General features: G+C 34.2%; 22 protein-coding genes. 17 read left to right on the top strand and 5 right to left on the bottom strand.

The genetic code is table 11. The features are described from left to right. Positions 1 to 45 precede the first annotated feature (45 nt). Entirely contained in the window at positions 46 to 672 is a 627-nt protein-coding gene (pth, locus tag CLV33_RS02710; protein WP_105472602.1) for an aminoacyl-tRNA hydrolase, read from the top strand. Positions 673 to 679: 7 nt separating this feature from the next. Here the strand turns inward: pth and CLV33_RS02705 are convergent, their stop codons facing one another. Next, positions 680 to 3,325 carry a zinc-dependent metalloprotease gene (locus CLV33_RS02705; protein ID WP_105472601.1) on the bottom strand — a complete coding sequence of 882 codons (2,646 nt, stop codon included), beginning with the start codon at positions 3,323 to 3,325 and terminating at the stop codon, positions 680 to 682. 68 nt (positions 3,326 to 3,393) lie between these two features. Between CLV33_RS02705 and CLV33_RS02700 the strand changes: the two genes are divergently transcribed. From CLV33_RS02700 to CLV33_RS02655, 11 genes are all read left to right on the top strand, one after another. Then, positions 3,394 to 4,332: a bifunctional riboflavin kinase/FAD synthetase gene (locus CLV33_RS02700; RefSeq protein ID WP_042244327.1), complete on the top strand. Its 939-nt coding sequence runs from the start codon at positions 3,394 to 3,396 to the stop codon at positions 4,330 to 4,332. Continuing rightward, the gene (locus CLV33_RS02695) at positions 4,322 to 5,635 is read left to right on the top strand and encodes an HTTM domain-containing protein (protein WP_105472600.1); all 1,314 of its coding nucleotides are present in this window, start codon (positions 4,322 to 4,324) and stop codon (positions 5,633 to 5,635) included. Before CLV33_RS02700 ends, CLV33_RS02695 begins: the two co-directional genes overlap by 11 nt. A gap of 45 nt (positions 5,636 to 5,680) precedes the next feature. Beyond that, positions 5,681 to 6,949 (top strand): serine--tRNA ligase, encoded by a 1,269-nt coding sequence (gene serS, locus CLV33_RS02690; RefSeq protein WP_105472599.1) that lies wholly within the window; start codon positions 5,681 to 5,683, stop codon positions 6,947 to 6,949. A 141-nt stretch (positions 6,950 to 7,090) separates the two neighbouring features. Next, on the top strand, positions 7,091 to 7,213 hold the full coding sequence (locus CLV33_RS17770) for a hypothetical protein (protein ID WP_262489559.1): 123 nt from the start codon (positions 7,091 to 7,093) through the stop codon (positions 7,211 to 7,213). Between the two features lie 169 nt (positions 7,214 to 7,382). Further along, positions 7,383 to 9,158 carry a tetratricopeptide repeat protein gene (locus CLV33_RS02685; protein ID WP_105472598.1) on the top strand — a complete coding sequence of 592 codons (1,776 nt, stop codon included), beginning with the start codon at positions 7,383 to 7,385 and terminating at the stop codon, positions 9,156 to 9,158. 14 nt (positions 9,159 to 9,172) lie between these two features. Beyond that, positions 9,173 to 9,433 (top strand): SemiSWEET family sugar transporter, encoded by a 261-nt coding sequence (locus tag CLV33_RS02680; protein WP_105472597.1) that lies wholly within the window; start codon positions 9,173 to 9,175, stop codon positions 9,431 to 9,433. Positions 9,434 to 9,637: 204 nt separating this feature from the next. Beyond that, positions 9,638 to 10,738 carry an alanine dehydrogenase gene (gene ald, locus CLV33_RS02675; protein ID WP_042244331.1) on the top strand — a complete coding sequence of 367 codons (1,101 nt, stop codon included), beginning with the start codon at positions 9,638 to 9,640 and terminating at the stop codon, positions 10,736 to 10,738. Between the two features lie 79 nt (positions 10,739 to 10,817). Beyond that, entirely contained in the window at positions 10,818 to 11,510 is a 693-nt protein-coding gene (locus CLV33_RS02670) for a zinc metallopeptidase (RefSeq protein ID WP_105472596.1), read from the top strand. 74 nt (positions 11,511 to 11,584) lie between these two features. Further along, positions 11,585 to 13,363, top strand: coding sequence for a MutS-related protein (locus CLV33_RS02665; protein WP_105472595.1), 1,779 nt, complete (start codon positions 11,585 to 11,587; stop codon positions 13,361 to 13,363). Between the two features lie 175 nt (positions 13,364 to 13,538). After that, complete coding sequence (locus tag CLV33_RS02660; RefSeq protein WP_105472594.1) at positions 13,539 to 13,931, top strand: hypothetical protein; 393 nt, start codon at positions 13,539 to 13,541, stop codon at positions 13,929 to 13,931. Positions 13,932 to 14,059: 128 nt separating this feature from the next. Further along, positions 14,060 to 14,842 (top strand): amidohydrolase, encoded by a 783-nt coding sequence (locus CLV33_RS02655; RefSeq protein WP_105472593.1) that lies wholly within the window; start codon positions 14,060 to 14,062, stop codon positions 14,840 to 14,842. Here CLV33_RS02655 and CLV33_RS02650 read toward each other — a convergent pair. Both CLV33_RS02650 and CLV33_RS02645 read right to left on the bottom strand, forming a co-directional pair. Further along, positions 14,826 to 16,439 carry an Ig-like domain-containing protein gene (locus CLV33_RS02650; protein WP_105472592.1) on the bottom strand — a complete coding sequence of 538 codons (1,614 nt, stop codon included), beginning with the start codon at positions 16,437 to 16,439 and terminating at the stop codon, positions 14,826 to 14,828. The genes CLV33_RS02655 and CLV33_RS02650 overlap by 17 nt on opposite strands. A gap of 161 nt (positions 16,440 to 16,600) precedes the next feature. Next, positions 16,601 to 17,278: a ComF family protein gene (locus tag CLV33_RS02645; protein WP_105472741.1), complete on the bottom strand. Its 678-nt coding sequence runs from the start codon at positions 17,276 to 17,278 to the stop codon at positions 16,601 to 16,603. A 108-nt stretch (positions 17,279 to 17,386) separates the two neighbouring features. Here CLV33_RS02645 and CLV33_RS02640 point away from each other — a divergent pair, with 108 nt between their 5' ends. Beyond that, positions 17,387 to 18,931, top strand: coding sequence for a glycine--tRNA ligase (locus tag CLV33_RS02640; RefSeq protein WP_105472591.1), 1,545 nt, complete (start codon positions 17,387 to 17,389; stop codon positions 18,929 to 18,931). Positions 18,932 to 19,033: 102 nt separating this feature from the next. Here the strand turns inward: CLV33_RS02640 and CLV33_RS02635 are convergent, their stop codons facing one another. Next, complete coding sequence (locus tag CLV33_RS02635; RefSeq protein ID WP_045371187.1) at positions 19,034 to 19,585, bottom strand: hypothetical protein; 552 nt, start codon at positions 19,583 to 19,585, stop codon at positions 19,034 to 19,036. Positions 19,586 to 19,672: 87 nt separating this feature from the next. Further along, positions 19,673 to 20,137, bottom strand: a complete 465-nt coding sequence (locus CLV33_RS02630) for an Lrp/AsnC ligand binding domain-containing protein (protein WP_105472590.1) — start codon at positions 20,135 to 20,137, stop codon at positions 19,673 to 19,675. 282 nt (positions 20,138 to 20,419) lie between these two features. Between CLV33_RS02630 and CLV33_RS02625 the strand changes: the two genes are divergently transcribed. From CLV33_RS02625 to CLV33_RS02610, 4 genes are all read left to right on the top strand, one after another. Beyond that, positions 20,420 to 20,911: a hypothetical protein gene (locus CLV33_RS02625; RefSeq protein ID WP_105472589.1), complete on the top strand. Its 492-nt coding sequence runs from the start codon at positions 20,420 to 20,422 to the stop codon at positions 20,909 to 20,911. Between the two features lie 33 nt (positions 20,912 to 20,944). Continuing rightward, the gene (locus tag CLV33_RS02620; RefSeq protein WP_146109704.1) at positions 20,945 to 21,208 is read left to right on the top strand and encodes a hypothetical protein; all 264 of its coding nucleotides are present in this window, start codon (positions 20,945 to 20,947) and stop codon (positions 21,206 to 21,208) included. A gap of 173 nt (positions 21,209 to 21,381) precedes the next feature. After that, entirely contained in the window at positions 21,382 to 21,900 is a 519-nt protein-coding gene (locus tag CLV33_RS02615) for a hypothetical protein (protein WP_105472587.1), read from the top strand. A 23-nt stretch (positions 21,901 to 21,923) separates the two neighbouring features. After that, positions 21,924 to 25,004 (top strand): T9SS type A sorting domain-containing protein, encoded by a 3,081-nt coding sequence (locus tag CLV33_RS02610; RefSeq protein WP_105472586.1) that lies wholly within the window; start codon positions 21,924 to 21,926, stop codon positions 25,002 to 25,004. Positions 25,005 to 25,109: the final 105 nt, after the last annotated feature.

The raw sequence follows: 25,109 nt of genomic DNA, 5'->3' as shown, positions 1-25,109 counted from the left end.
CGCTTTTTTGCGGGATTTATTGTTTTATATTTGTGCAAAAAAAAGATGTATAGGTTTTTGTTGAAGTTATTTAAATCTAAAAAACCAAAAGAAGACCAAGATCCCATGAAAAAGTTTTTAATTGTTGGTTTAGGAAATATTGGTGAAAAGTATGAGGAAACACGCCATAACATAGGTTTTAAAATTCTAGATCATTTTGCTAAAAAAGAAGCCTTCTCTTTTGAAACACAAAAATTAGGTGCTATTGCTACATTTAAACTAAAAGGTAGAACATTAATTTTATTAAAACCAAGCACCTACATGAACCTAAGCGGTAAAGCAGTTACTTATTGGTTAACAAAGGAAAAAGTGCCTTTAGAAAACCTCTTGGTAATTACAGACGACTTAAATTTACCTTTTGGGAGTTTACGTTTAAAAACCAAAGGAAGCGATGGTGGACACAACGGGTTAAAAGATATCCAAGACAAATTAAGCACTACCAAGTATAACCGTTTTAGATTTGGTATAAGTGATGCTTTTAGCAAAGGTAGGCAAGTAGATTATGTATTGGGCGAATGGGGCGAAACCGAAAAGGAACAACTGCCAGAACACCTAGAAAAATCAGTGGAGCTAATAAAATCATTTGCGCTAGCAGGAGTAAATAATACTATGAATATCTTTAATGGGAAATAGGCATTATTTATTCAATAGCAATTCTTCTTGCGTAAGTTCTAGTAGCATCACTCAAATACAAAATGTACATTCCTGATTGAATGTTACCCAAGTTTATGGTTTCGTCAAGTCTTGAGGTTTCCTTAAATTTTTGTTTGTAAACACGTCTGCCTCGTACATCAAATACTTCAATGCTTATATCTTTTTTGGCGTGCATAGAATCTACTTTTATTGTAAATTCCCCATCATTAGGGTTTGGAAATATTTTTACCTTTTCAAAAGTAAATTCACTTACATCTAATGGTGCTAGCGTGGTTTCACAAATTTCAATAAACCAAGAGTTAAGAGTGCCCGAATCTCCAGGTTGAAAATCGCCTAAGCGTATGGTCCAATTTCCTGAAGCATTTTCACCATTAAATGTCTCTAGTAAATCGTTTAAAGGTCTTTGCGCTATATTATCAGAGGCGTTAAAACAATTAAAAGCTACGGCATCATCATCAAAAACGCCAATAATGTTTTCCTCGTCATCACAATCGCTTAAGGTCTTTAAAAACACTTCGGTGTTATTTGGGCTAACAAGGGCAATTCCCAAATCTCCAATATAGGAATGTGTAATATTAACGCCAACATTTATATCGGTTACTGTAGATGCATCAGGTATGTTTATAATATCGCTTTGAGAAAACATACCACTATTATCGGTAATGTTTATGCCTAGGTTGTTAGCAGAATTATATTGTGTACATATGGAATTAACCTCAAAGTCTATTGCAAAATCTTCTGCATTTATAGCGAAAAAATTGTTGTTTGTAGGTGCAATCATTAATCTACAATCTGGCGATGGTAAATTAGGAACAGTAAGTGTATAACTGCCGTTATTGGGAATATTGCTTACTATTTCGGTATAGGTTTCGCCGCCATCGGTAGACAATAAAATATTTACGTTTGAAGCGCCTGGTAAGGTGTTGGTATTGTTAACATCCCAGGTAATGATTTCTGTAGAGCCGCTAGACCATGAAATACCTGTTGTATTTTGCGATGTAATTTGAAAGGGGCCAAAACTGGGGTTAAATGTTACACGCATATCGTCGTGTGCGTTATTGGCGCCACCGGGTTTATTGTCTCTTACAGTTAATCTAAAATCTGCAGTTCTACCTACATTAGGTACTTTTTCCCATTGGTTGGCATTAACCCCAAACCTTAAATCGGATAGATTAGGAAAGTACCTAGTATTGTTAGCGGTAGGAGTAAAAGATCTAAACAACACTGCATCGTCATTACCAGAGTTTGGATTAGGATATGTTGTTAAGGCGTTGTTTTCATCTATTTGTTCCCAGCAAAAGGTAATAACGTCTCCATCGGTATCATTCCCAGTTCCTACAAGTTTAAAAGCGGTTCCAATGGGTAGGATTAGGTCTGGTCCTGCATTGGCAGTTGGTGTAGTGTTTCCTGTATTTGTTTCGTTGGCACAAGACGTTGTTTTTATAAAATTTGTGACCTGTTCAATTGAAATTGCATGAAAATAAGGGTCGCTATTTAATTGAATATTTGCAGAAGCCGCAATTCCTGCATAGCCCATAATGGTAGAGCCACTCCCTGGTTCCATTTGTACATTGCTCCCTTCATTTCCATCGTGTGTCCAAGTATGGTTGGCTCCAAATTGGTGTCCTATTTCGTGAGCTACCAAATCTATATCGAAATTAAAACCGACAGGCTCATCATCCGAGGTGTACCCGCTTCCTTTTAATCCAGGGGTGCAAACACAACCAATACATCCTGCATTACCATCAAAACCTATGGCAGAAAGTAAATGGCCAACATCGTAATTAGCATCGCCTATTTGAGTGTCTAAAGTGTTCTGTAATTCTGAAGCGTAATTGCTAAACCCAGAGTAAGGATCGGTAGCTGTATTAAAGTAAATAACATTATCGTTATTGGCGGCAAGTTCTAAAGACACGTTAAAATCATTCTCAAAAACAGCATTTACATTGGTTAAAGTAGCAGCAAGTGCCGCATTTACACCTGCCAAAGTACCTCCATGAAAATTAGCATACTCGGCAGTTACCGATAAAGCTAAAGTATACAGCCTGTGTATGCTATCATCGGCATCTTTCAGGCCGTTTGTTTTATTAGTAGTACGAGATAAATCATCTAAAGTTTTACAATTAAATCCTTTGGTTTTTTCTAAGTTAGATTTATAATTAACCCTAAATTGAGTTTTATTATCCGCAACAGGTTCAAAAATTTCAGTATTTTCTTTTCCTAGAATAATACCAGTAAGCCCTTTGTAAGGCGATAAACTAAATCTTAAATATGCAGTGGGTGTATCAACGCCATAACCAATATACGATCTAATTTCTGGATATTTGGCCTGTAAATCGGCATGCATAACAGAGGCTTCAACAATATTGTATTTTTCTAATTCACCTTGTATATTTGGAAAACTAATAGTTACTTGAGATGTTTTTGAGGCAACATTTTTAGAGGCTTTTTGTAAAGCAGCGCTTAAAGTTTTATAATTAAACTCGTAGGTAAAGCCTGCTTTAGAAGTGTTTTTTAGTGTATTTGTTTTTCGCTGCTGTTGTATCTTAACAAAAAAGTTGTCTTGTGAAAATGCTGAAAAAGCGATTAAAAATATGGTGGTTGCAAAAACATAATGTAGTTTTGTTTTCATAACGAAACAGGGGTCTTTTAAAAGCAAATCTAGCTTATTTTAACGACATTAACAATTCCAAAACACCTATGGGTAAGGTATTGAAAATTGAAAATTACAAATCTACAGCATCCACAATAGTAACCATTGGCACCTTTGATGGTGTTCATATAGGGCACCAAAAAATTATAAATCGCCTTATAAATTCAGGAACCGCAGAAGGGTTAAAATCTGTAATTCTTACATTTTTTCCCCATCCAAGAATGGTATTACAAAAAGATTCTAGCATTAAACTTATAAATACTATTGAAGAGCGCAGTAATATTCTTGATAACTTAGGTTTAGATTATTTATTGATTAAAAAATTCACCAAAACGTTTTCAAGGCTATCGGCTGAAGAATTTGTAAAAGGTGTTTTGGTAGATAAGTTAAATGCCAAAAAAGTTATTATTGGTTACGACCATAGATTTGGTAGAAACAGAAATGCAGACATTAATGATTTAATAAAATACGGCGAAGCGTTTGGTTTTGAAGTGGAAGAGATTTCTGCCCAAGATATTAATGATGTAGCAGTGAGTTCTACCAAAATACGAAAAGCACTTTTAGAGGGTAACGTTATAAAAGCAAATAGATATTTGGGCTATCCGTTTATGTTAACGGGAACTGTTGTAAAAGGTAAAGGCATAGGCAAACAGTTAGACTACCCAACGGCCAATATTAAAATTAAAGAAGATTATAAACTCATTCCGAAACAAGGCGCTTACGTAGTAAAATCTATTATTAATAATACTATCGTTTTTGGTATGATGAATATTGGAATGAACCCAACAGTAAGCGGCGATAGCGAATCTATAGAAGTCCATTTTTTTGATTTTAAACAATCGATTTATGGAGAAAAGCTCCAGATAGATGTTTTAGAACGCATACGCGACGAACAAAAATTTGAATCGGTTGAAGCTTTAAAATTTCAGCTTGAAAAAGACAAGGAATTTTCATTGAACTTTATAGAAGGCTACAATGCTAAATAAGTGGTTGTTCAAACATATTGATAACTCGCAGTTAGTAATTTTTAGGATATTTTTTGGGCTACTTTGTTTTTTAGAATCTTTTGGAGCCATACTCACAGGATGGGTAAAACGGGCTTTGGTAGAGCCAAAATTTACATTTACTTTTATAGGTTTTGAATGGTTACAGGTATTTCAAGGCACGGGCATGTATCTATATTATGGTATTATGGCTGTTTTTGGTTTGCTTATAATGGTGGGCTATAAATACCGTATTAGCATGATAAGCTTTACGTTGCTCTGGGCTGGAAGTTACTTAATGCAAAAATCGTCATACAACAATCACTATTATCTGTTAATGCTTATAAGTGCCATTATGGTGTTTATGCCAGCACATCATGATGTGTCTGTAGATTCAAAATTAAATACATCTATAAAAACCAATGCAATGCCCAATTGGTGCAGGGTAGTGTTTGTTCTTCAGCTTTTTATAGTGTATACATATGCATCGTTAGCGAAGTTGTATCCCGACTGGTTAGATGGTACAGTAATGAAAATTTTAATGAGAAGTAAACAACATTACTATCTTATTGGCGATATTTTACAACAAGAATGGATTCAAGATATTTTAACTTGGGGTGGTATTTTTTTTGATGGTTTAATTGTGCCTCTTCTGTTATTTAAACCAACACGCAAATGGGCTTTTATAATTTCAATTGGTTTTCACTTATTTAATTCTATAGTTTTTCAAATAGGTATTTTTCCTTATTTGGCACTAGCGTTTTATTTGTTTTTCTTTCCACCAAAAACTATTAGAAATATCTTTTTAAAAAGTAGGGCGTTTTACGATGGCGCCGAAGTAAAACTTCCAAATTTCCAAAATATTTACATCACACTGTTTTCTATTTATTTTGTGTTTCAAATTGTGTTACCACTACGTCACCATTTTTTTAAAGGAGATGTGTTATGGACCGAAGAAGGACATCGTTTGTCTTGGCGCATGATGCTTAGGGCAAAAAACGGCTCGGTAACATATACCGTAAAAGATAAGGCTACAGGAACAAAAACCGTTGTGCTCTTAGATGATTATTTAACCAAAAAACAACAAAGAAGTGCCAGTACAAAACCCGATGTTATTTGGCAGTTTTCCCAATATTTAAAAGCGGAATTTAAGCGAAACGGACAAGACGTTTCTGTTTATGTAGATTGTAGAATAAGCGTAAATGGAAAGCCGCTAAAAACACTTGTTAATCCTGAGGTTGACATCGCAAGTGTACCGTGGACGCCTCTACACCATAGCGAATGGATTTTACCTTCAAAAAAGTAATAAGTATACCAGTATTTCTTAAATTTGCTGCTTAAATTTTAAACCATGCTACAAGTTCCATTTATTAGAGAAAACAAAGCACTAGTTATCGAGCGTTTAAGTAAACGCAATATTAACGCTATTGCAATGATTGATGATGTAATTGCCTTAGATGAAAAGCGCAGAAGTATTCAAACAGAACTAGATAATACTTTAGCAGAATCTAATTCAATTTCAAAAGAAATAGGTGGGCTTTTTAAATCTGGAAAAGTAGAAGAAGCTAACGTGCTAAAAGCTAAAACTGGAGCGTTGAAAGAAGCATCGAAAACGCTTACCGAACAACTTAACCAAGCGGCAGATAGTTTGCAGGAGTTGTTGTTTCAAATTCCTAATATACCACATGAGTCTGTTCCTAATGGAAATACAGAAGATGATAATGAAGAGGTGTTTAGGTGTGGCGATATACCAAAACTTCATAAAGATGCTTTACCACATTGGGAGCTTGCAAAAAAATACGATATTATAGATTTTGATCTGGGTAATAAAATTACTGGTGCTGGTTTTCCTGTGTATAAAGGCAAAGGCGCAAAATTACAACGCGCATTAATTACTTATTTTTTAGATAAAAATACCGAAGCAGGATATACAGAATATCAACTTCCGCTTTTAGTAAATGAAGCATCAGGTATTGGTACTGGGCAATTGCCAGATAAGGAAGGACAAATGTATCACGTTACCGAAGACAATTTGTATTTAATTCCTACAGCAGAAGTGCCTGGAACGAATATTTTTAGAAATACGGTGTTGAATGAAGCCGATTTACCTATTGGCATTACAGGTTATACACCATGTTTTCGTCGTGAGGCAGGAAGTTACGGTGCACACGTAAGAGGTTTGAATAGATTGCACCAGTTTGATAAGGTAGAAATTATAAGAGTGGAGCACCCTACAAAATCTTACAGTGCTTTAGATGGTATGGTAAACCATGTAAAAGGAATTTTAGAGGCATTAAAATTACCTTACAGAATTTTAAGGTTATGCGGAGGTGATACCTCTTTTGCATCTGCACTAACTTACGATTTTGAAGTGTTTTCTACAGCACAGGACAGATGGCTAGAGGTGTCCTCTGTTTCAAATTTTGAAACCTTTCAAGCAAATCGCTTAAAACTTCGATTTAAAAATGCTGATGGAAAGAATGAATTAGCGCATACCTTAAATGGTAGTGCTTTAGCATTGCCAAGAATTTTAGCAGGTATTTTAGAAAATTATCAAACTGAAGATGGTATAGAAATTCCAGAAGTATTACGTGAGTATACTGGATTTCATAAAATTTGATGTTTTTTCTTTCATAATTTCAATATTTAATCGATTAAATGCATTTTTATCATGTTGTTTAACGATTTTTAGGTGTTTTTCTTTGTGATTTCGGTTATATTTCAGAGTTTTATTCAACCAAATCTAATCACCTACTTAACCATGAAGAATGTACTGCGTATTATACTGCTTTTAGCACTCTTATTTATTGGAAGTAAAGTTTTGTTTTCAGATTTTAGTTTAGAAAAACCTGAAAATAAAACTATGGCAGTTGTAAAAAAATAATTTTTTTTCGCTAAAAAAACTGTCCCCAATCGAGTGAAGCTATCGTTTTTAATTTCGGTAGTTTAGTTAATAGAACATTATTTTGGTTGGTTATGCCCGAATGTTATATTCGGGCATTTTTGGTGTTTGCACAATGTAAGTTTCAATTTATCTTCAGTATATTTACGCAATGAGACTACTGTTATCTTTAGTGTTTTTTGTGCCTGCAATTATTTTGGGGCAAGACGATTTGTTTGCTAAGGAATACTATAAAAATGGAGATTTCGAAAAAGCTTTAGTAGCTTACAAAAAGCTTTATGCTAACTCCAAATCTAATATAGATTACATTAGGCAAATTGTTGATATTCATCAGCAATTAGAACAATACCAAGAGGCAGAAAAATTTTTAACCGAAATAATTGATAGAACTAATTATACCGCATTTTATGTTGTTCTTGGGTATAATTATCAGTTGCAAAACAACTTAGAAAAGGCTAACGAAAACTACACTATTGCCATAAATAGCCTGTTTGTAAATCCTAATAACGCTTATTCCGTAGCGCGAACTTTTCAAGATTATTCGCTTTTAGAACAAGCCGCAACTACTTACGAGAAGGCCATGGAAGTAAAGCCACAACTTAACTTAAAGTTGCCTTTAGCCCAAATTTATGGCGAAAAAGGAGATATTGAAAAAATGATGTTAAACTACATAGATTTTGCCGAACGTAACCCAATATCATTAAGTAATATAAAACGTGCGCTTAACAGCTTTATTAGTGAAGATGGTAGTAACGAAAGTAACATCATTTTACGAAAACTACTCATTAAAAAAATACAAAAGGAGCCCAATGTAATCTGGAACGATTTGTTAAGTTGGCTCTTTATTCAGCAAAAAGAGTTTAGCAAAGCCTTTGTGCAAGAAAAAGCTATCACGACCAGAAATCAAGAAGGCTTAGAGCGTATTATGAATTTGGGTAGAATTGCCGAAACAGAAAATGCAAGATATATAGCAAAAACCATATTTAATTACGTTATTGAAAATGCACAAGATACCGACACTAAATTAATGGCATATTATGATGTACTTCAAATAGAAACAAAAGAAGCTAATCAGGATACTTTTAAAGACTTGCAAAATAGATATTTAGAGCTTTTTAAAACCTATGGTACTTTTGCACAAACATTAGATTTACAAATAGCTTATGCGCATTTTTTAGCCTTTTACATGAACAAAACAGATGAGGCTACAGCGGTATTAGAAAACGCATTAAAATTACCAATAAGCGATATTCAAAAGGCAGAAATAAAACTAGAACTAGGCGATATTTTAGTGTTAAACGAAGCGTTTAACAAGGCGCTTATTTATTACACCCAAATACAACGAAACTTAAAAAACAGTACTGTTTCTCAAATGGCACGTTTTAAAGTAGCCAAGGCGAGTTATTATAAAGGTGATTTTAAATGGGCAGAATCGCAGCTAAAAATCTTAAAATCCTCTACCTCACAGTTAATTGCAAACGATGCTTTAGATTTAAAGTTATTAATTACCGATAATAAATACGGCGATTCGCTTCAAACAGCACTAAAGCAGTATGCGAAGGCAGATTTGTTAGCTTTTCAAAATAGAAATAACGAGGCGATTGCATTACTAGATAAAATTATAGATGAGCATAAAACAGAACCTATAATACCGCAAGCAATTTACAAACAAGCGCAACTTTTTGAAATTAAAAAACAGTTTGAAAAAGCAGCGGTAAACTATCAACTTATTATAGATAATTATAGAGATGGTATTTTAATAGATAACGCCATTTACAGTTTAGCAGAATTGTATTTACGCCATTTAAATGCACCAGATAAAGCCAAAGCACTTTATAAAGACTTGGTTTTTAACCATGCCGATAGTATATACTTTGTAGAAGCAAGAAAACAGTTTAGAAGACTTCGTGGTGATGCTATTAATTAATTTTTAAAACCAATATGAATTTAGATGTTAACGAAGCCATTGGTTTTGGTGCAGCAGTACTTACCACAATAGCATTCTTACCTCAAGTTTATAAAACCTGGAAAACTAAAGATGTTTCTAGTTTGTCTTTACCCATGCTTATTTTGTTTTTTATAGGTATTGTATTATGGCTTGTTTATGGGTTTCTAAAGAACAGTCCTTCTATGATTTTTGCCAATGCTATCACAGTAATATCTGCACTATTGTTATTGTATTTTAAAATGAAATATAAGTAATACGAATAAAAAAAGTATCCTTATTTATATTAAAAATACATGGTAAAACGCTCGTCTACTTAACTGGTTTTAAGTAATTCTTAGTTCATTGCTAAATTGGGTGTTAAATATTCAAAAAAAATAATGATTCTGTGTTTATTTTCAATTCAAAGTTTTAATATTGTATTCCGTTAAAATCGTTTTACATAATTTAAAATTTAACATATGAAAATTGGTGTTCCTATTGAAATTAAAAACAACGAAAACCGTGTAGGAATGACACCTTCTGGTGTTTTCGAATTAACAAAAAGAAATCATACCGTATACATACAAAAAGATGCAGGATACAATAGTGGCTTTTTAGATGAAGACTATATTGAAGCTGGAGCTACAATTCTTGATACTATCGAGGAAATTTATGATGTAGCAGAAATGATTGTTAAGGTAAAAGAACCTATAGAAAAAGAATACGGTTTAATTAAGGAAAACCAAGTAGTGTTTACGTATTTTCATTTTGCATCAAGTGAAGCGCTTACCAAGGCAATGATTGATAGTAAGGCAATTTGTATCGCTTACGAAACTGTAGAGGATAAAGATGGATCTTTACCTTTATTAATTCCTATGTCTGAAGTAGCAGGACGTATGTCTATTCAGCAAGGTGCCAAATATCTAGAAAAACCAATTATGGGTCGTGGTATTTTATTGGGCGGTATTCCAGGAGTACCACCAGCAAAAGTATTAATTTTAGGTGCTGGCGTAGTTGGCATTCAAGCGGCGCGTATGGCATCTGGTTTAGGTGCAAATGTTTTTATTTTAGATATTAATATGAAAGCGTTACGTCATGTTAGCGAGGTGATGCCAAACAATGTCATAAGCGAATTTTCAAGCGAATATAATATTAGAAGGCATATTAAGGATGCCGATTTAATTATTGGTGGTGTGTTGATAAAAGGTGCAAAAGCGCCTAAATTAATTACAAGGGATATGTTAAAGGATATGCAACCCGGAACTGTAATGGTTGATGTTGCCGTAGACCAAGGCGGTTGTTTTGAAACCACAAAACCTACCACACACCAAGACCCTACTTATATTATTGATGAGGTGGTGCATTACAGTGTTGCAAACATGCCAGGTGCGGTACCTTACACATCAACTATGGGTTTAACAAATGTTACCTTACCTTATGTTATAAAATTAGCAGATATGGGATGGAAAAAGGCCTGTAAGAAAAACAAGTCGCTTGGAAAAGGACTCAATATTGTTAACGGAAAAATAGTGTATAGAGAAATAGCCGAAGCTTTCGACTTAAAATTTGAAGAAGCCTAAAAAACATATCTGACAAAATTTCACGTATTAAAATTGGTGCAATTATTGCTATCTTTATTAAAAATTTAAAAATGAAATTATGTTTAGATATTATATATTAATTGGTGCTATTGCTATAGTAAGTTGGGCTGTAAGTAATACTTTAAAACGCAAGTTTGCAAAGTATTCTAAAGAGCATTTACGTAATGGGATGAGTGGTGCAGAAATTGCACAAAAAATGCTGTTAGACCATGGCATAACAGATGTTGAGGTGATTTCTACACCAGGACGTTTAACAGACCATTATAATCCTAAAAACAAAACGGTTAATTTGAGTGAAGCCGTTTACAACCAACGCAATGCGGCTGCGGCCGCGGTAGCGGCGCACGAAGTTGGGCATGCTGTACAACACGCACAAGCCTACAGCTGGCTGCAAATGCGTTCTACTTTAGTGCCTGTGGTTAGTGTAACCTCTGGGATGTCTCAATGGCTTATTATTGGTGGTCTTGTTTTAGGTGGGGCTGCCGGCTTTGGTTTAGGTTGGTGGGTTGCTGCTGCCGGTGTTGCTTTTATGGGGTTTGCTACCTTGTTTAGCTTTATCACTTTGCCAGTAGAATACGATGCTAGTAACAGGGCCTTAGCTTGGTTAAAAAATAAAAATATGGTAACGCCAGATGAATATAAAGGATCGGAAGATGCGTTAAAATGGGCAGCAAGAACCTATTTGGTAGCTGCAATAGGTGCGCTAGCCAACCTTCTATACTGGGCATTACAAGTGTTTGGCAGAGATTAAATTAAAAACACAACATACAAAAGCTCTGAACTCGTTTCAGGGCTTTTTTGTTTATTTACATTTTAATTTAGAAAATGAAGCATTCAAACCCACAATCCTACTACAAAACGCATTTAGAAAGTTATACACTAAAATCTAAACAGTTATACAAAAGCATGTCTATGTATAGCTTTTTCCGCATTTTGGTTTTTATGGCAACAGGTTTTGGTATTTATTTTACGTTTAGTACTTGGCAAATTTCAATTTTAATTGGTGTTACAGGCATATTACTCTTTGTTTTTTTACTTTCAAAATATACCGATGTAAAACAACAAAGGGCTTTTTATAATGCCTTAGTTAAGATTAATGAAGAAGAAATTGCAATAGCATCGGGCGATTTTCACAATAGGGAAAAAGGTTTGGAATTTCAAGACCCAAAGCACTTTTATAGTTTGGATATCGATTTGTTTGGTCGTGGTTCTTTCTTTCAATTTATTAATAGAACCGCTATTAATGAGGGTAAAATACAACTTGCACAAGCCTTAAAGGCTAATAGCATTATAAATGTAGAGCTGAGACAAGAAGCTATTAAAGAATTGGCTTCTAAACCAAAATGGCGACAGTTTTATAACGCAAATGCCAGTTTGGTTACTGTTGAAACCCCTGCAAAACAAATTATAGATTGGTTAAACAATTACAAAACGTTTATGCCAAAAATTATGAAGTGGCTACCTATAGTTTTTTCCATACTCTCAATAGTTATTTTTGGGCTTATTACTGCAGAAATTATTACCAACCAAAAAGTTTTAGGCTATTGGTTGTTTTTAGGTTTGGGGCTAACGGGAATGTACGTTAAAAAAACTAACGAGCTGTCTTCTCATGTAGATAAGATAAAAGATACATTTAGGCAATATGCGGTATTGTTAGATTTAATTGAGAACGAAATATTTCAGTCAGAATTACTAAAGGAAAAACAAAAACAAATTCAATTAGACCAAGAGAAAGCTTCGGTTATTTTTAAAAAACTATCACGCTCGTTAGATGCTTTAGATAATAGAAATAATATTATAGGCGCCATTTTTGGTAATGGGTTGTTTTTAACCGATATAAAAAACAGCTACAGAATTGAAAGATGGATAGAAAACTACGGCGATAAAGTTGAAGATTGGTTTAAAACAGTATCATTTTTTGATGCTTATAATTCTTTAGGGAACTTTGCGTTTAACCATCTGGAATTTGTATTTCCAAAAATTACAAATGCGAACGAGGTTATAAAAGCTAAAGGTTTAGGGCATCCACTTTTAAATAAGTACAAAAGGGTAGATAGCGACGTTACTATAAATAACGAACAATTTTTTATTGTTACTGGTGCAAACATGGCAGGGAAAAGCACATTTTTAAGAACAGTGTCTTTGCATATTGTAATGGCTAATGTGGGCTTGCCCGTTTGTGCAAAGGCGAGCACTTATAACCCAATAAAACTTATTACTAGTATGCGAACTTCAGATTCGTTAACCGACGATAGTTCCTATTTCTTTTCAGAATTAACACGATTAAAATTTATTGTAGATACCATAAAAACAGAGCCATATTTTATTGTTTTAGATGAAATTTTAAAAGGCACAAATAGTACCGATAAAGCCATTGGCTCTAGAAAGTTTGTAGAAAAATTAGTTGCCACCAACGCAACGGGCATTATTGCTACCCACGATTTAAGCCTCTGTGAAATAGAGCAGGAATTAAGCGCGGTTAAAAACTATTATTTTGATGCCGAAATTATTGACGATGAGTTACATTTTGATTATACGTTAAAAGAAGGCATTTGTAAAAATATGAATGCCTCGTTTTTATTAAAGAAAATGGATATTGTTTGATGTTTTTAGAAGAATTCATGTGACTTTTTACGTTTGAAGTGTCTAAAATGTAAAATTTTAAATGGTGAGAAACATGATAAGATTTGTACTCTTTATAATGCTAGTTTTGGCAGGTTAATTTATTTCTGCTCAAGAAATAAAAATTAATGACGACGTATACGAAGAAAAAAAAGGCTTGATTATTAAAAATGGTGTAGATGTTACAAATACACTCTCTGATGCCGAAAAGTCTAAAATTTTAGCAGCATTTGAAAAAAAGAAGTTAGAAATCGCTAAGACCAATAAAGCCAAGGAAAAACTAGAGAAAGCTGAAAAACAACAAAAAAGAGCTGAAAAGCAACAAAAAAAGGCAGAACAAAAGCAAAAGAAAGCCGAAAAAATATTGAAGCAAAAGGAAAAAGCACAAGCAAATCATGATAAGGCTATAATAAAACATGAAAACGCAATAGAAAAATACGAAAAGCTTAAAAATAAAGGTAAGCTATCTCCAGAAGACGAACGAAAATGGCTGGAAAAGATAGAGAAGCTAAATACTAATATCTCCAAAACTAAAAAGAAATTAAAATAACACCCCGAAAGAGTTTGCCCTAAATTTGGTTTGATAACTTTAAAATAAATAATACCTTAAGAGTCCAGAAATATTATTTTTTTTGGACTCTTTTTTTAATAAAACTTCAGTAATCATAAGTATTTAATATGCAAGAAGCACTAAAAATAGCATTAATACAATCAGATTTAGTTTGGGAAAACCCAGAACAAAACCAACAAAATTTTATCAAAAAGATAAATGCTGTTGCAGAAAAGGTTGATATTATAGTACTTCCCGAAATGTTTACTTCTGGTTTTACCATGAATGCTAAAGCTGTTGCCGAAACCATGGAAGGAACAACAGTATCTTGGATGCTAGATTTGGCAAAAACTAAACAAGCGGCAATAGCTGGAAGTATGGTGGTTATAGAGAATGATAATTATTACAACAGGTTTTTATTTGCAGAACCATCAGGTAAATTATCTTATTATGATAAACGACACACTTTTACCTTAGCAGGAGAGCATAAGGTATATAAAGCCGGAAATAAAAAAATAATTATACACTATAGAGGTTGGAAAATCTGTCCGTTAATTTGTTACGATTTGCGTTTCCCTGTTTGGGCAAGAAATACTGAAGATTACGATGTTTTGCTATATGTTGCCAATTGGCCAAAACCAAGAATTAATGCCTGGGATACGCTTTTAAAAGCAAGAGCCATAGAAAATATGAGTTATTGTATTGGTGTAAACCGAATAGGAGTTGATGGCGTTAATGTAGAATACAATGGAAGTTCTGCTTGTTATGATGTTTTGGGCAAAAAAATAACAAATATGCCATTAAACAAGGACGCTGTTGAGATAGTAGCCCTAAGTAAAAATCATATTCGCAAATACAGAAATGCTCTAAAATTTTTAGATGATAAAGATGGGTTTAATCTTTTAACGTAAAGCTTGTTTCTAATTCCCAACCAGCACGAACTTCTTCTACTTCTTTCTCGGAATGTTTTACAATTTCAGGTTGTATTTTTTTAAGATAATTACCAGTATCGTAAACCTTATTACCGTTAGTATCAAAAATTACCCTCACAAAATAATTGCCGGGACTTATATTTAAAAAATCAAATGGTTTTTGCTCAGTGGCATATTGCTCATATTTAACATCTCCTTTTTTGTCAGTTAACTGTACTATTATAGGATAAATCGCATTGTAAATATTTAAACGTAGATTACCGTAACTATCCTTCTTTCTGGTGCTTACGGAATACTGTAAAGTGTCGTTAGTGTTTTCAAAAAAATCGGTAAACGCACCAGGTAAAATACTCATACTGTACTTGTTTTCTTCGGTTTTTTCAAAACCTAACGTGTATGTATTGGTAATAGAATCATACGATTTTAGTGAAAATTCAACAGATAAGGAATCTTTATCCATCAATTCTATTTTAGAGGCATCAAAGTTGGTAAAAGGAATATTTCCAGAAATTCTAAAATCTTCATTATAGCGAATTGTACCACTGGGTTCGGCTTCCATTAGTAACGAATCGCGCTCTTTGTCGCGTATTCTAACAATATATTCCTTTGTAATTTGCGGATGCGCTATATTGAAAACTAAAGAATCTACCTCTAATTTGGGTTTGTACCAGTAATAAAGGGTGTCTTTTTCCTTATCTTTTGTAATACGATATTCAAAATCTTCGGGGACTTCAGAATTCAATGAAAACGTAACGCCTTCTGGGTTTCCTTCATAACCAATCATTATTTTTTCACCAGTAACCAGTTGAGGTCTCGACGGATTAAAATCTACAATTTCATTAAATAATCTTAAATTGTATGTGCTATCTGTAGGAAGTGTAATAAAATCTTTTTTAAAAGCTATTTTATCAGATTTTTGTTGGTAAATATTATCGCCATTTTTGTCTTTTAAAGCCAATAATAAATAGTTGCCGGCTTTGGCATTTTCAATAGTAAAACTAGTAAGGCTATCTAGTGTATTGGTAATGTACTTAGGGGTTTCTTTGTAGATTATAGAATCTGTAAACGTAGAATCTACTTCGTAAAGCATAACAGAAACAAAAGTGTCTGGTTCGCGAAATAGGGCATCGGTAATATTGCCTGTAACTGTTAAGGAATCTATATAATCTCCAGTTGAAAATACGTAACGATAATAGGTGTATGGGTTTCCCTCGTTATTGTCTTCTATACTATTACCAAAGTTAAAAGCATACGTGGTATTAGGAGGTAAAGTGTCAAAAATTCTAATTCTAATGGTTTTACTCGCACTTCCCAAAGGTGTTATTTCGGGTTGTGTTTTCATGGGAGGGGAAATAATTAATTGCTTTTGTAAGTTTTTAATTTTAATGTACTCATTAAACTCAATTCGTATTTCCTTAGCTTTAAAATTAGTGGAATAGTTTTTAGGAGACGTATTTACTATTTCGGGTGGTGTTACGTCTTTTTCACCACCTTCTGGTGTGCCTCTATTAGCGCAGTTTATAAAAATACAGCTAATAATTACAATTAAAATAAAGTTTAAAAACGTAGTACGCATTACTAAAAACTATTTTGTGCAAACCTACATAAATTTGAAGATACTATGAAGTGCTGGGTTAATTTAAAATAAAAACGATAAAACCTAAATTTTGTTATTTTTTAGAAGTTAAAATAGTAAACTTTTGCCTTGGTATTTTCTTTGAGTTTAGAATTTAGTTTTTAAGCTATTGCCATGGTAGCAATACTTATTTTTAAATGTTTAGCTTGGTTTAAAACCAAACAGCAGGCTTCTAAGGTTGCTCCTGTGGTAATAATATCGTCTACTAACAGAATATGTTTGTTTTCTATTTTAGAAATGTTTCTAAGTGCAAAAAGCTCATTGGAGTTACTCCAGCGGGCTACTCTTTTTTTAGTTGTTTGCGATGTGGTATTCGTAATTTTAATTAAAACATCATCTACATATGCAACATTTAGGGCTTCGGCTATTTGCTGCCCAAATTTTGTAACTTGGTTGTATCCTCTTTTTTTTAGTTTTTTTGGATGCATAGGTACAGGAATTACCATATCAATATTTTGGTATGTTTTAAGTTCTGCAAGTTCGCCACCCAACCAATCTCCTAAAAGTTCTCCAATATGCTCGTAACCTTTATATTTTAAACTGTGAATGAGCTGTTGTACAGGGCCTTCTTTTTCAAATCTAAATAATGCGGTGGCATGTTCAATATTTGCGCGTCCTCGCAGTACTTTTTTAACGCTATCGTCATTACTAAAGTGAAAATTTGTAGTAGGTAAATCGTGCCTACAATTGGTACAAATGGTTTCTTCGTTATCTAACAAATAGGTGGTACAGGCATAACAAACCTTGGGAAAAAATAAATTGATAAGCGATTTCAATATGGCTATAATTACTTGTATTGTAAACTTAAGTAAAAAAATAATGTTATACCGCTTTAATTTTTGCCAAAGAACATACACAGTTACCCGTGGTTTTATATTTTTGCAACTATGGCAAATCAAGACGATACATTTAAGAAGGTTATTTCGCATGCAAAGGAGTACGGGTATGTATTTCAAAGCAGTGAAATTTACGATGGTTTAAGCGCAGTTTACGACTACGCCCAAAACGGTGCAGAATTAAAAAAGAATATTCGCGACTACTGGTGGCGTGCCATGGTACAGATGAATGAAAATATTGTGGGTATAGACGCTGCAATATTTATGCATCCTACCACTTGGAAAGCCTCGGGACATGTAGATGCGTTTAACGATCCTTTAATTGATAATAAGGATTCCAAAAAACGCTATCGAGCAGATGTTTTAATAGAAGATTACTGTGCAAAAATTGAAGCTAAAATTGATAAGGAAGTTGCCAAAGCCGAAAAACGTTTTGGTGAAGCTTTTAATAAAGAAGAATTTTTATCTACAAACGCACGAGTGCTCGGGTATCAAGAAAAGATAAATACAACCTTGTCTCGTATGGCAAAATCTTTAGAAAATGAAGATTTAGCCGATGTTAAGGCCTTGATTGAGGAGTTGGAGATTGCAGATCCTATGACTGGAAGTAAAAACTGGACCGATGTTAAGCAATTTAACCTCATGTTTGGTACTAAACTTGGCGCATCTGCCGAAAATGCTATGGATTTGTATTTGCGACCAGAAACGGCCCAAGGTATTTTTGTTAACTTTTTGAATGTGCAGAAAACTAGCCGTTTAAAGATTCCTTTTGGAATAGCGCAAACAGGTAAGGCGTTTAGAAATGAAATTGTGGCGAGACAATTTATTTTTAGAATGCGCGAGTTTGAGCAAATGGAAATGCAGTTTTTTATTAAACCAGGCACACAGACTGAATGGTACGAGCATTGGAAAGAAACCAGAATGAAATGGCATTTGTCTTTAGGGATGGGCGCGGAGAATTACCGTTTTCACGACCATGAGAAATTAGCACATTATGCCGATGCTGCCGCAGATATAGAGTTTAAATTCCCGTTTGGATTTAAAGAGTTAGAAGGTATACATTCTAGAACTGATTTTGATTTAAGCCAGCACGAAAAATACTCTGGAAAGAAATTACAGTATTTCGATCCTGAAGAAAACAAAAGCTATGTACCTTATGTGTTAGAAACCTCTATTGGTTTAGATAGAATGTTTTTAGCTGTATTTTCTAATTCACTACAAGAAGAGGAATTAGAAAATGGCACTACAAGAACAGTTTTAAAATTACCAAGTGTTTTAGCGCCTGTAAAAGCAGCTGTTTTACCATTGGTGAAAAAAGACGGTTTGCCAGAAATAGCTCGCAACATTATTGAAGAATTAAAATGGGATTTCAACGTTATTTACGATGAAAAAGACGCTGTGGGACGCCGTTACAGAAGACAAGACGCCAACGGAACCCCTTTCTGTATTACCGTAGATCATGATACTTTAGAAGATAATTCAGTTACTATTCGCCATAGAGACTCTATGGAACAGGAACGCGTAAAGATTGATGATTTAAGAGCAATTATTAAGAAAGACGTTGATGTTAGGAATTGGTTGCAAAAAATGAAATAGAAGCACTCATTTAAAAACCAAACTTAGTTTCGTACCATATCAAAAAAAACAAAACCCTAGCTAGAAAAGTTAGGGTTTTATGATTTGCAGAACTAGAGTTTATTAAAATCGGTAGCCTAAATAAAAATCAGCTTTTAAAATAGCATCGCTATCTGTATTTCCTAAAAGGTTTCTTCCTGCTCCTACTTTTAGCTCAAAGACAAATCCAGCAGTGTTAATCCATTTTTTTCCCAGTGATATACCGATAGCAATATCAAAAACATCTTTTTGATCATCATTTCTAAAAACAACATCTTCAAAATCAAAATCACTAGAAAAAAATGATGTAAATCCTTCAACAAAAAAGCCTTTAGCACCATAATCTTCATTGCTCTGAAAGTACATTCTGTAATAGGGTGTTAACGAATAATTTTCAAACCAATCGCTGCTAGAGTCAAAATTCACAAGCATATAAGCTCCAAAGCCTTGGTTTGAGTCTATGATGTACTCGTAAGCACCTTCAAAAATGCCACCTGCTAAAAGTTTAATGGCACCAAGCCTTACTTCGTGTTTTCTTTCAAAAATACTGGTTTTTTCATCAGTCGTTTCTTTTTCTTGGGCTTGCAAGCTTAAATTAAAACACAAGAACGGAATAAGTAAAATAATTTTTTTCATTTGAGTGCCTATTGCAGAATTAGTAAAATTTAACTTATTATAAGATGTTAAATTACCGAAATGGTTGCGTTAAAAGGTTGACTTTTATTAGATTTTTACCTGGCGCTGTATTAATTGCGCTAAAGAAATAAACGTTTCTGTACGCGATACCCCGTTAATTTCTTGAATGCTGTTTAGCGTTTGCATTAAATGGTCGTTACTTTTGCAAATTACTTTTAGGAAAACATTCCAGTTTCCGGTAGTATAGTGGCATTCTAAAACTTCAGGAACTCGTTTTAGGAGTTTTATAATTAGAGGGGCATCGGCAGCTTTGTCGAAATACACACCTACAAATGCCATAGTATCAAAACCTAAAACCTCTGGGTTTACCACGAATTTAGAACCCGCTAAAAGTCCAGATTTTTCTAATTTACGCAAACGTTGGTGAATGGCTGCCCCCGAAATACCTACGTTTCTAGCAATTTCTAAAATGGGGGTTCGGGCGTCTTCCATTAAAGTACGCAGTATTTTTTTGTCTATACCATCAATCTCGGTTTGTTTCTTTTTTGCCATATGTGTTATGAATTAAAAGGTAAATGTAATAATTTGATTGCAAATAGAAACATTTTTTTGGCGAATGTGTCTAGTAAGACTTTTAATAAAAATGTAGGTAAAAACTTAAAAACATGATAAAAATCATACATCACAACAACAATCTAAAGTAATTTTAACCTATCATTTAAAGTAAACTACTGCTTTTAAAGCTTTGGGTACAACTTCTCTCTACATGACCAAAGGCTTAACAATTCTCTAAACACAAGCAGTATTTTAGATTGAATAAAAAAAATGAAACCCATGAAAAAGTTAAGCACATTCACACTATTAATGTTAAGCCTAATGCTTTTAAGCACTACAAGTTGTAAAGACGATGACGATACCCCGATAGACCCTATAGATCAACTGCCACCACCAACACAAACTGGTGAGAATACGTTTGGGTGTTTAGTGAATGGTGAGCCTTTATCTACAACTAATAGCAATAATATGACAGCCATTTATCAAGGAGGCTTTATTCAATTGGGGGGTATTTACATGCTTGTTTCTGAACCTATTGAAATAAATAGAGAGTATTCTTTGTTAGGAGATGCTAGATTTATAGAAGATGACGATGGTCCAGCAAAGTGTTATTATGATTTTGAAAACACCTATGAGGGTTTCATAATATTTTCAAAAGTAGATCGTACTAATCATATCATTTCTGGTACGTTTGAATTTTCTACCACTAAAGAAAATTGCGAAACTTTAATTGTAACAAATGGACGTTTCGATATGAGATATATCCCTTAAAATAAACTATTAACATATTAATTCTTTAAAATTATGAAAAAACGACTCGTTTTTACACTGCTCTGTATGGCCTTTTTTTATGGCAATGCACAAAACAACAGTTACTATAACCGGATGCAACACATATTTGGAAACATCGATAAAACCAAGGTAACTACGGGTTATCTAAAGGAGTTTGGTATCCGCTTTAATGAGGTTGAAGCCTATAACGGTACCATTGCCAGTAATAATCTGGTGGATAAAACCCAATGGCAATCATTATTAGATATTGGCAATAAAAATTCAGAAAAATTTTAGAAACCTAACATTTGTCATAAAAAAAAGTACATAATAACATGTAAATTTATAACGTTTTAAAAAAATACTATTTTTAAGGTTTAGTGAATATGTAAAACCTCTCTACTGTATATTCAAGCCTTAACTTCTCTCAAAAAAAGCAGTATTTTAATATTGAATAAAAATAAAAACCCATGAAAAAGTTAAGCACATTCACACTATTAATATTAAGCCTAATGCTTTTAAGTATCACAAATTGTAAAGACGATGACGATACCCCGATAGACCCTATAGATCAACTACCACCACCAACACAAACTGGAGAAAATACGTTTGGCTATTTGGTAAATGGTGAAGCTATTGACGTCTCTAATACTAGAAAAATAACTGCAATATATCAGCAAAATCAATTGCAATTAGGGGGGGGGGTAACAAATGAAAATATTGATATTGATATTGCTATGTTTGTTGGAGGGCCTTTAGAAGAGAATATTTCTTATAGCTTAGTAAAGCTCTCAAAATATACTGATTTCAATATTATAGATAATTGTAGATATGATATAGAAGATGCTTACCAAGGTTCGATTATATTTTCTAATGTAGATAATCAAAATTTTATATTGTCTGGGACATTTGAGTTTTCAACGGTCACAGATAATTGTATGGATATAAAAATTACTGAAGGTCGGTTCGATGTAAAATACATCCCATAACATAAATTATTTTCTTTAAAATCATGAAAAAACTACTCGTTTTTATAGGGCTCTGTATTGCCTTTTTTTACGGTAATGCACAAAACAACAGCTACTATAACCGGATGCAACACATCTTTGGAAACATCGATAAAACCAAGGTAACTACTGGGTATCTAAAGGAATTTGGTATCCGCTTTAATGAGGTTGAAGCCTATAATGGTGCCATTGCTTCAGATAACCTTGTAGATAAAACCCAATGGCAATCGCTGTACAGTTCACTGTACACCATGCGCGTAGGTACGGTTGCACAAAATATGACAAATCCAAGTACGGTATTTAATAACTTAAAAACCCAACAAACAGGCACAAAAACATACTTTTTAGCAGCCCAATATTACACGTACCAACAATACAAAGCCAATGCTTACACCAATGGCGATGTAACGGTAAGTAACGACCGTATTTATGATGTTGCGGGGAGAAACCCCTACGATACCAAAACCGTCTTCGCGGTAACCCCACTTAAAACACAACTACAAGGGCATACATTTACCTTTAAACTGCCCAGTACCATGGTATATACCAATACCAGTGCTGCGCTAAACCAAATACAGATAGATTTTGGTAATGGCTCTGGTTACCAAACCGTAGCTTTAAATACGGCCAAAAGTGTAACGTACACCTCTGGTGGTGTAAAAACCCTAAAATATAAGTTTGTATATGCTGGTGGCACTACGCTGTATAGCCATTCCAAAATTTGGGTAGATTATATAGCGCCCCAGGGCGGGCCTATGGCACGTTTTGATGGGGCAGGTGCAAATACAGAAGTTATTACTGGTGCTGTGTGGCAAGGTGTAGCCAATGCCGCTAATGTAACTATTGAACTTGCCGAAGGCCATACCGAACTAACCAAACCTTTGATAGTAGTAGAGGGTTTTGATCCCGATGGAAGTTTTAATTACCGTAGTTTTATTGACAGAGATGATCCAGGGGGAATAGAAGTAGACATAAATCCAGATCCAGCAATTTTATATACTTTGAATGAGGCGATAGAAGATGAAGACTACGATTTGGTGTTTATAGATTTTGTAAATGGCACTGATTTTATACAGCGTAATGCCCTAGTGGTAGAAGCGGTAATTGATACCGTAAATGCTAGAAAAACTGCGGCGGGAAGTACAGAGCAAAACGTGGTTTTGGGCATGAGCATGGGCGGTTTAATTGCCCGTTATGCCTTACGAGACATGGAAATTAAAAGTGAAACTCACGATACAAAACTCTACATCAGCCATGATGCGCCACACCAAGGGGCCAATGTGCCTTTGGCTTATCAGGCTATGGTACGGCATTTGGTAGGTGAGCAAATAAGTATTCCTGTATTTTTTAGTATTTTTAATATTAATGTTGCAGATATATCAGATCATATACCAGAATTGGAAGAGGGATTGGCATTATTGCAAACCCCTGCTGCACAACAGATGCTTGTTTATCAATTAGAAGGAACGGGAGATGGTGTTTCTGTGGATAATAGCACATTGTTTCATACCTTTTCCACAGGGCTATCAAACATGGGATACCCAACTCAGGGCAACATTCGTAATATAGCTATAGCCAATGGTTCAGAATGTGGAACACCATTAGGTTTTGATGCTTATGGTACTTTAGTAGATGTTAATGAGACAATAGATTTACCAAAGGTGGTATCTCATATGGTTCTACCGTTATTAAATATTACAAATCCACTAAAATATTTGTCATCAGTTTTTTCTTTTGATACAGACATTAAAGCGCAATTTAATCTTAGGGCATTACCAAACCAACAATCTCAACAAATCTACAAAGGGAAAATTTTTATAAGAAAAGAGGTATTGGGCTTTATAATCATACATGAAGACTTAATAGATGAAGAAACAGTAAATTCTTCATCAAGTATGTTGCCTTTAGATAATGCTGGTGGTGGTGTATACAATATTGATACTTTTGTAACATTGCCTCCCGAGGTAAATGCTTTCGTTTTAGAGCGTGAGTTCAATTTTATCCCTACTTTTAGTAGTTTAGATATAGGAAGTGGGACACAAACAATTAATGCAGGAGACTTGGCAAAGGCTTACTCACCACTTTCACCTCCTCCAGCCCTTAAAAACACACCATTTCATAATTTTTTTACAAATGATATTACAAGTGAACAGCATATTCAATTTACACTGAATAATGGCAATTGGTTGATGGATGAGTTGAGGGATACTTCAGCGTATTTTTCCTGTGCGTCTACAACATGTACAGGTACTTTAGGACTAAGAATATCAGGGCCTAGTCAGGTTTGTACATCTAGTTCAAGTAACTACTCAATAAGCAGCCTACCATCAAATGTTACCGTTAACTGGAGTATAAATCCATCGGGAGGTTTTACGATAACACCAAATGGTCATAGCGTTACCATAACACCAAACGGTCTTTTTGCTGGTGAGGGCGTATTAACTGCTAGTATTGATACAGATTGTAATGATTCAGTAGAAATAACAAAAACCATCCAAACAGGAGCGCAACGCCCCATTATTTATGATAGTAATGGTAACCAGGTAGCCAGTTTTAACTTTCCATTGTACACATGGGAGTCCATTACCTTTAGTACGCCACCAGGAACTTTAGAATGGGAGTGGGAAAAGGTTTCGGGCAACTTTACCTTAATGGCCAACAATACTAATTATGCCCAAGTATATGCGTCGCAAAATACGTCAGGTATTGTTACAGTGCGTATTAGGGACAACTGCGGTTGGGGACCAGTTACCTTTTTATCGCTAAGCTTTGGCTCTGGCGGTGGAGGTTTTGGTTTTAGGACGACATCTGGTTCGTCCAGCCCTAGCTTAAGTTTAGAAATTATAGAGGGCGATACCAATCCTAATACATCAAAAACTGCAACTAGTAGCAGTATAGCGAATGAAAAGACAAAAGGCACTTATGCCATTATGATAGCAGACATGTATGGTGCTACAATATTTAAGGTACAACAGATAAAACAGAAAAGGGTGGACATTAAAAAAGACAAGTGGCCAAAGGGTATTTATTTTGTGCGAGTGAGTAACAACAAAGGTGAAGCACAAACTAAAGGCTTAAATCTTTAGTATGTACATATTTTTTATGACCGAATAACGCTAACCCCTTAAATTGTATGTTGTAGCCAAAACATAATTATTGAACATATACTTTAAAAAGACCTGTTGGGTTTT

Source organism: Jejuia pallidilutea (genome assembly GCF_002973595.1).
GTDB classification, from domain to species: Bacteria; Bacteroidota; Bacteroidia; order Flavobacteriales; family Flavobacteriaceae; genus Jejuia; species Jejuia pallidilutea.
This window is presented reverse-complemented; position numbering and strand designations above follow the sequence as displayed.

What these genes read in the sequence shown, in the direction of transcription:
- pth (WP_105472602.1), top strand. Translation starts at nt 46, where the DNA reads ATGTATAGGTTTTTGTTGAAGTTATTTAAATCTAAAAAACCAAAAGAA.
- CLV33_RS02705 (WP_105472601.1), bottom strand. Translation starts at nt 3,325, where the DNA reads ATGAAAACAAAACTACATTATGTTTTTGCAACCACCATATTTTTAATC.
- CLV33_RS02700 (WP_042244327.1), top strand. Translation starts at nt 3,394, where the DNA reads ATGGGTAAGGTATTGAAAATTGAAAATTACAAATCTACAGCATCCACA.
- CLV33_RS02695 (WP_105472600.1), top strand. Translation starts at nt 4,322, where the DNA reads ATGCTAAATAAGTGGTTGTTCAAACATATTGATAACTCGCAGTTAGTA.
- serS (WP_105472599.1), top strand. Translation starts at nt 5,681, where the DNA reads ATGCTACAAGTTCCATTTATTAGAGAAAACAAAGCACTAGTTATCGAG.
- CLV33_RS17770 (WP_262489559.1), top strand. Translation starts at nt 7,091, where the DNA reads ATGAAGAATGTACTGCGTATTATACTGCTTTTAGCACTCTTATTTATT.
- CLV33_RS02685 (WP_105472598.1), top strand. Translation starts at nt 7,383, where the DNA reads ATGAGACTACTGTTATCTTTAGTGTTTTTTGTGCCTGCAATTATTTTG.
- CLV33_RS02680 (WP_105472597.1), top strand. Translation starts at nt 9,173, where the DNA reads ATGAATTTAGATGTTAACGAAGCCATTGGTTTTGGTGCAGCAGTACTT.
- ald (WP_042244331.1), top strand. Translation starts at nt 9,638, where the DNA reads ATGAAAATTGGTGTTCCTATTGAAATTAAAAACAACGAAAACCGTGTA.
- CLV33_RS02670 (WP_105472596.1), top strand. Translation starts at nt 10,818, where the DNA reads ATGTTTAGATATTATATATTAATTGGTGCTATTGCTATAGTAAGTTGG.
- CLV33_RS02665 (WP_105472595.1), top strand. Translation starts at nt 11,585, where the DNA reads ATGAAGCATTCAAACCCACAATCCTACTACAAAACGCATTTAGAAAGT.
- CLV33_RS02655 (WP_105472593.1), top strand. Translation starts at nt 14,060, where the DNA reads ATGCAAGAAGCACTAAAAATAGCATTAATACAATCAGATTTAGTTTGG.
- CLV33_RS02650 (WP_105472592.1), bottom strand. Translation starts at nt 16,439, where the DNA reads ATGCGTACTACGTTTTTAAACTTTATTTTAATTGTAATTATTAGCTGT.
- CLV33_RS02640 (WP_105472591.1), top strand. Translation starts at nt 17,387, where the DNA reads ATGGCAAATCAAGACGATACATTTAAGAAGGTTATTTCGCATGCAAAG.
- CLV33_RS02635 (WP_045371187.1), bottom strand. Translation starts at nt 19,585, where the DNA reads ATGAAAAAAATTATTTTACTTATTCCGTTCTTGTGTTTTAATTTAAGC.
- CLV33_RS02630 (WP_105472590.1), bottom strand. Translation starts at nt 20,137, where the DNA reads ATGGCAAAAAAGAAACAAACCGAGATTGATGGTATAGACAAAAAAATA.
- CLV33_RS02625 (WP_105472589.1), top strand. Translation starts at nt 20,420, where the DNA reads ATGAAAAAGTTAAGCACATTCACACTATTAATGTTAAGCCTAATGCTT.
- CLV33_RS02620 (WP_146109704.1), top strand. Translation starts at nt 20,945, where the DNA reads ATGAAAAAACGACTCGTTTTTACACTGCTCTGTATGGCCTTTTTTTAT.
- CLV33_RS02615 (WP_105472587.1), top strand. Translation starts at nt 21,382, where the DNA reads ATGAAAAAGTTAAGCACATTCACACTATTAATATTAAGCCTAATGCTT.
- CLV33_RS02610 (WP_105472586.1), top strand. Translation starts at nt 21,924, where the DNA reads ATGAAAAAACTACTCGTTTTTATAGGGCTCTGTATTGCCTTTTTTTAC.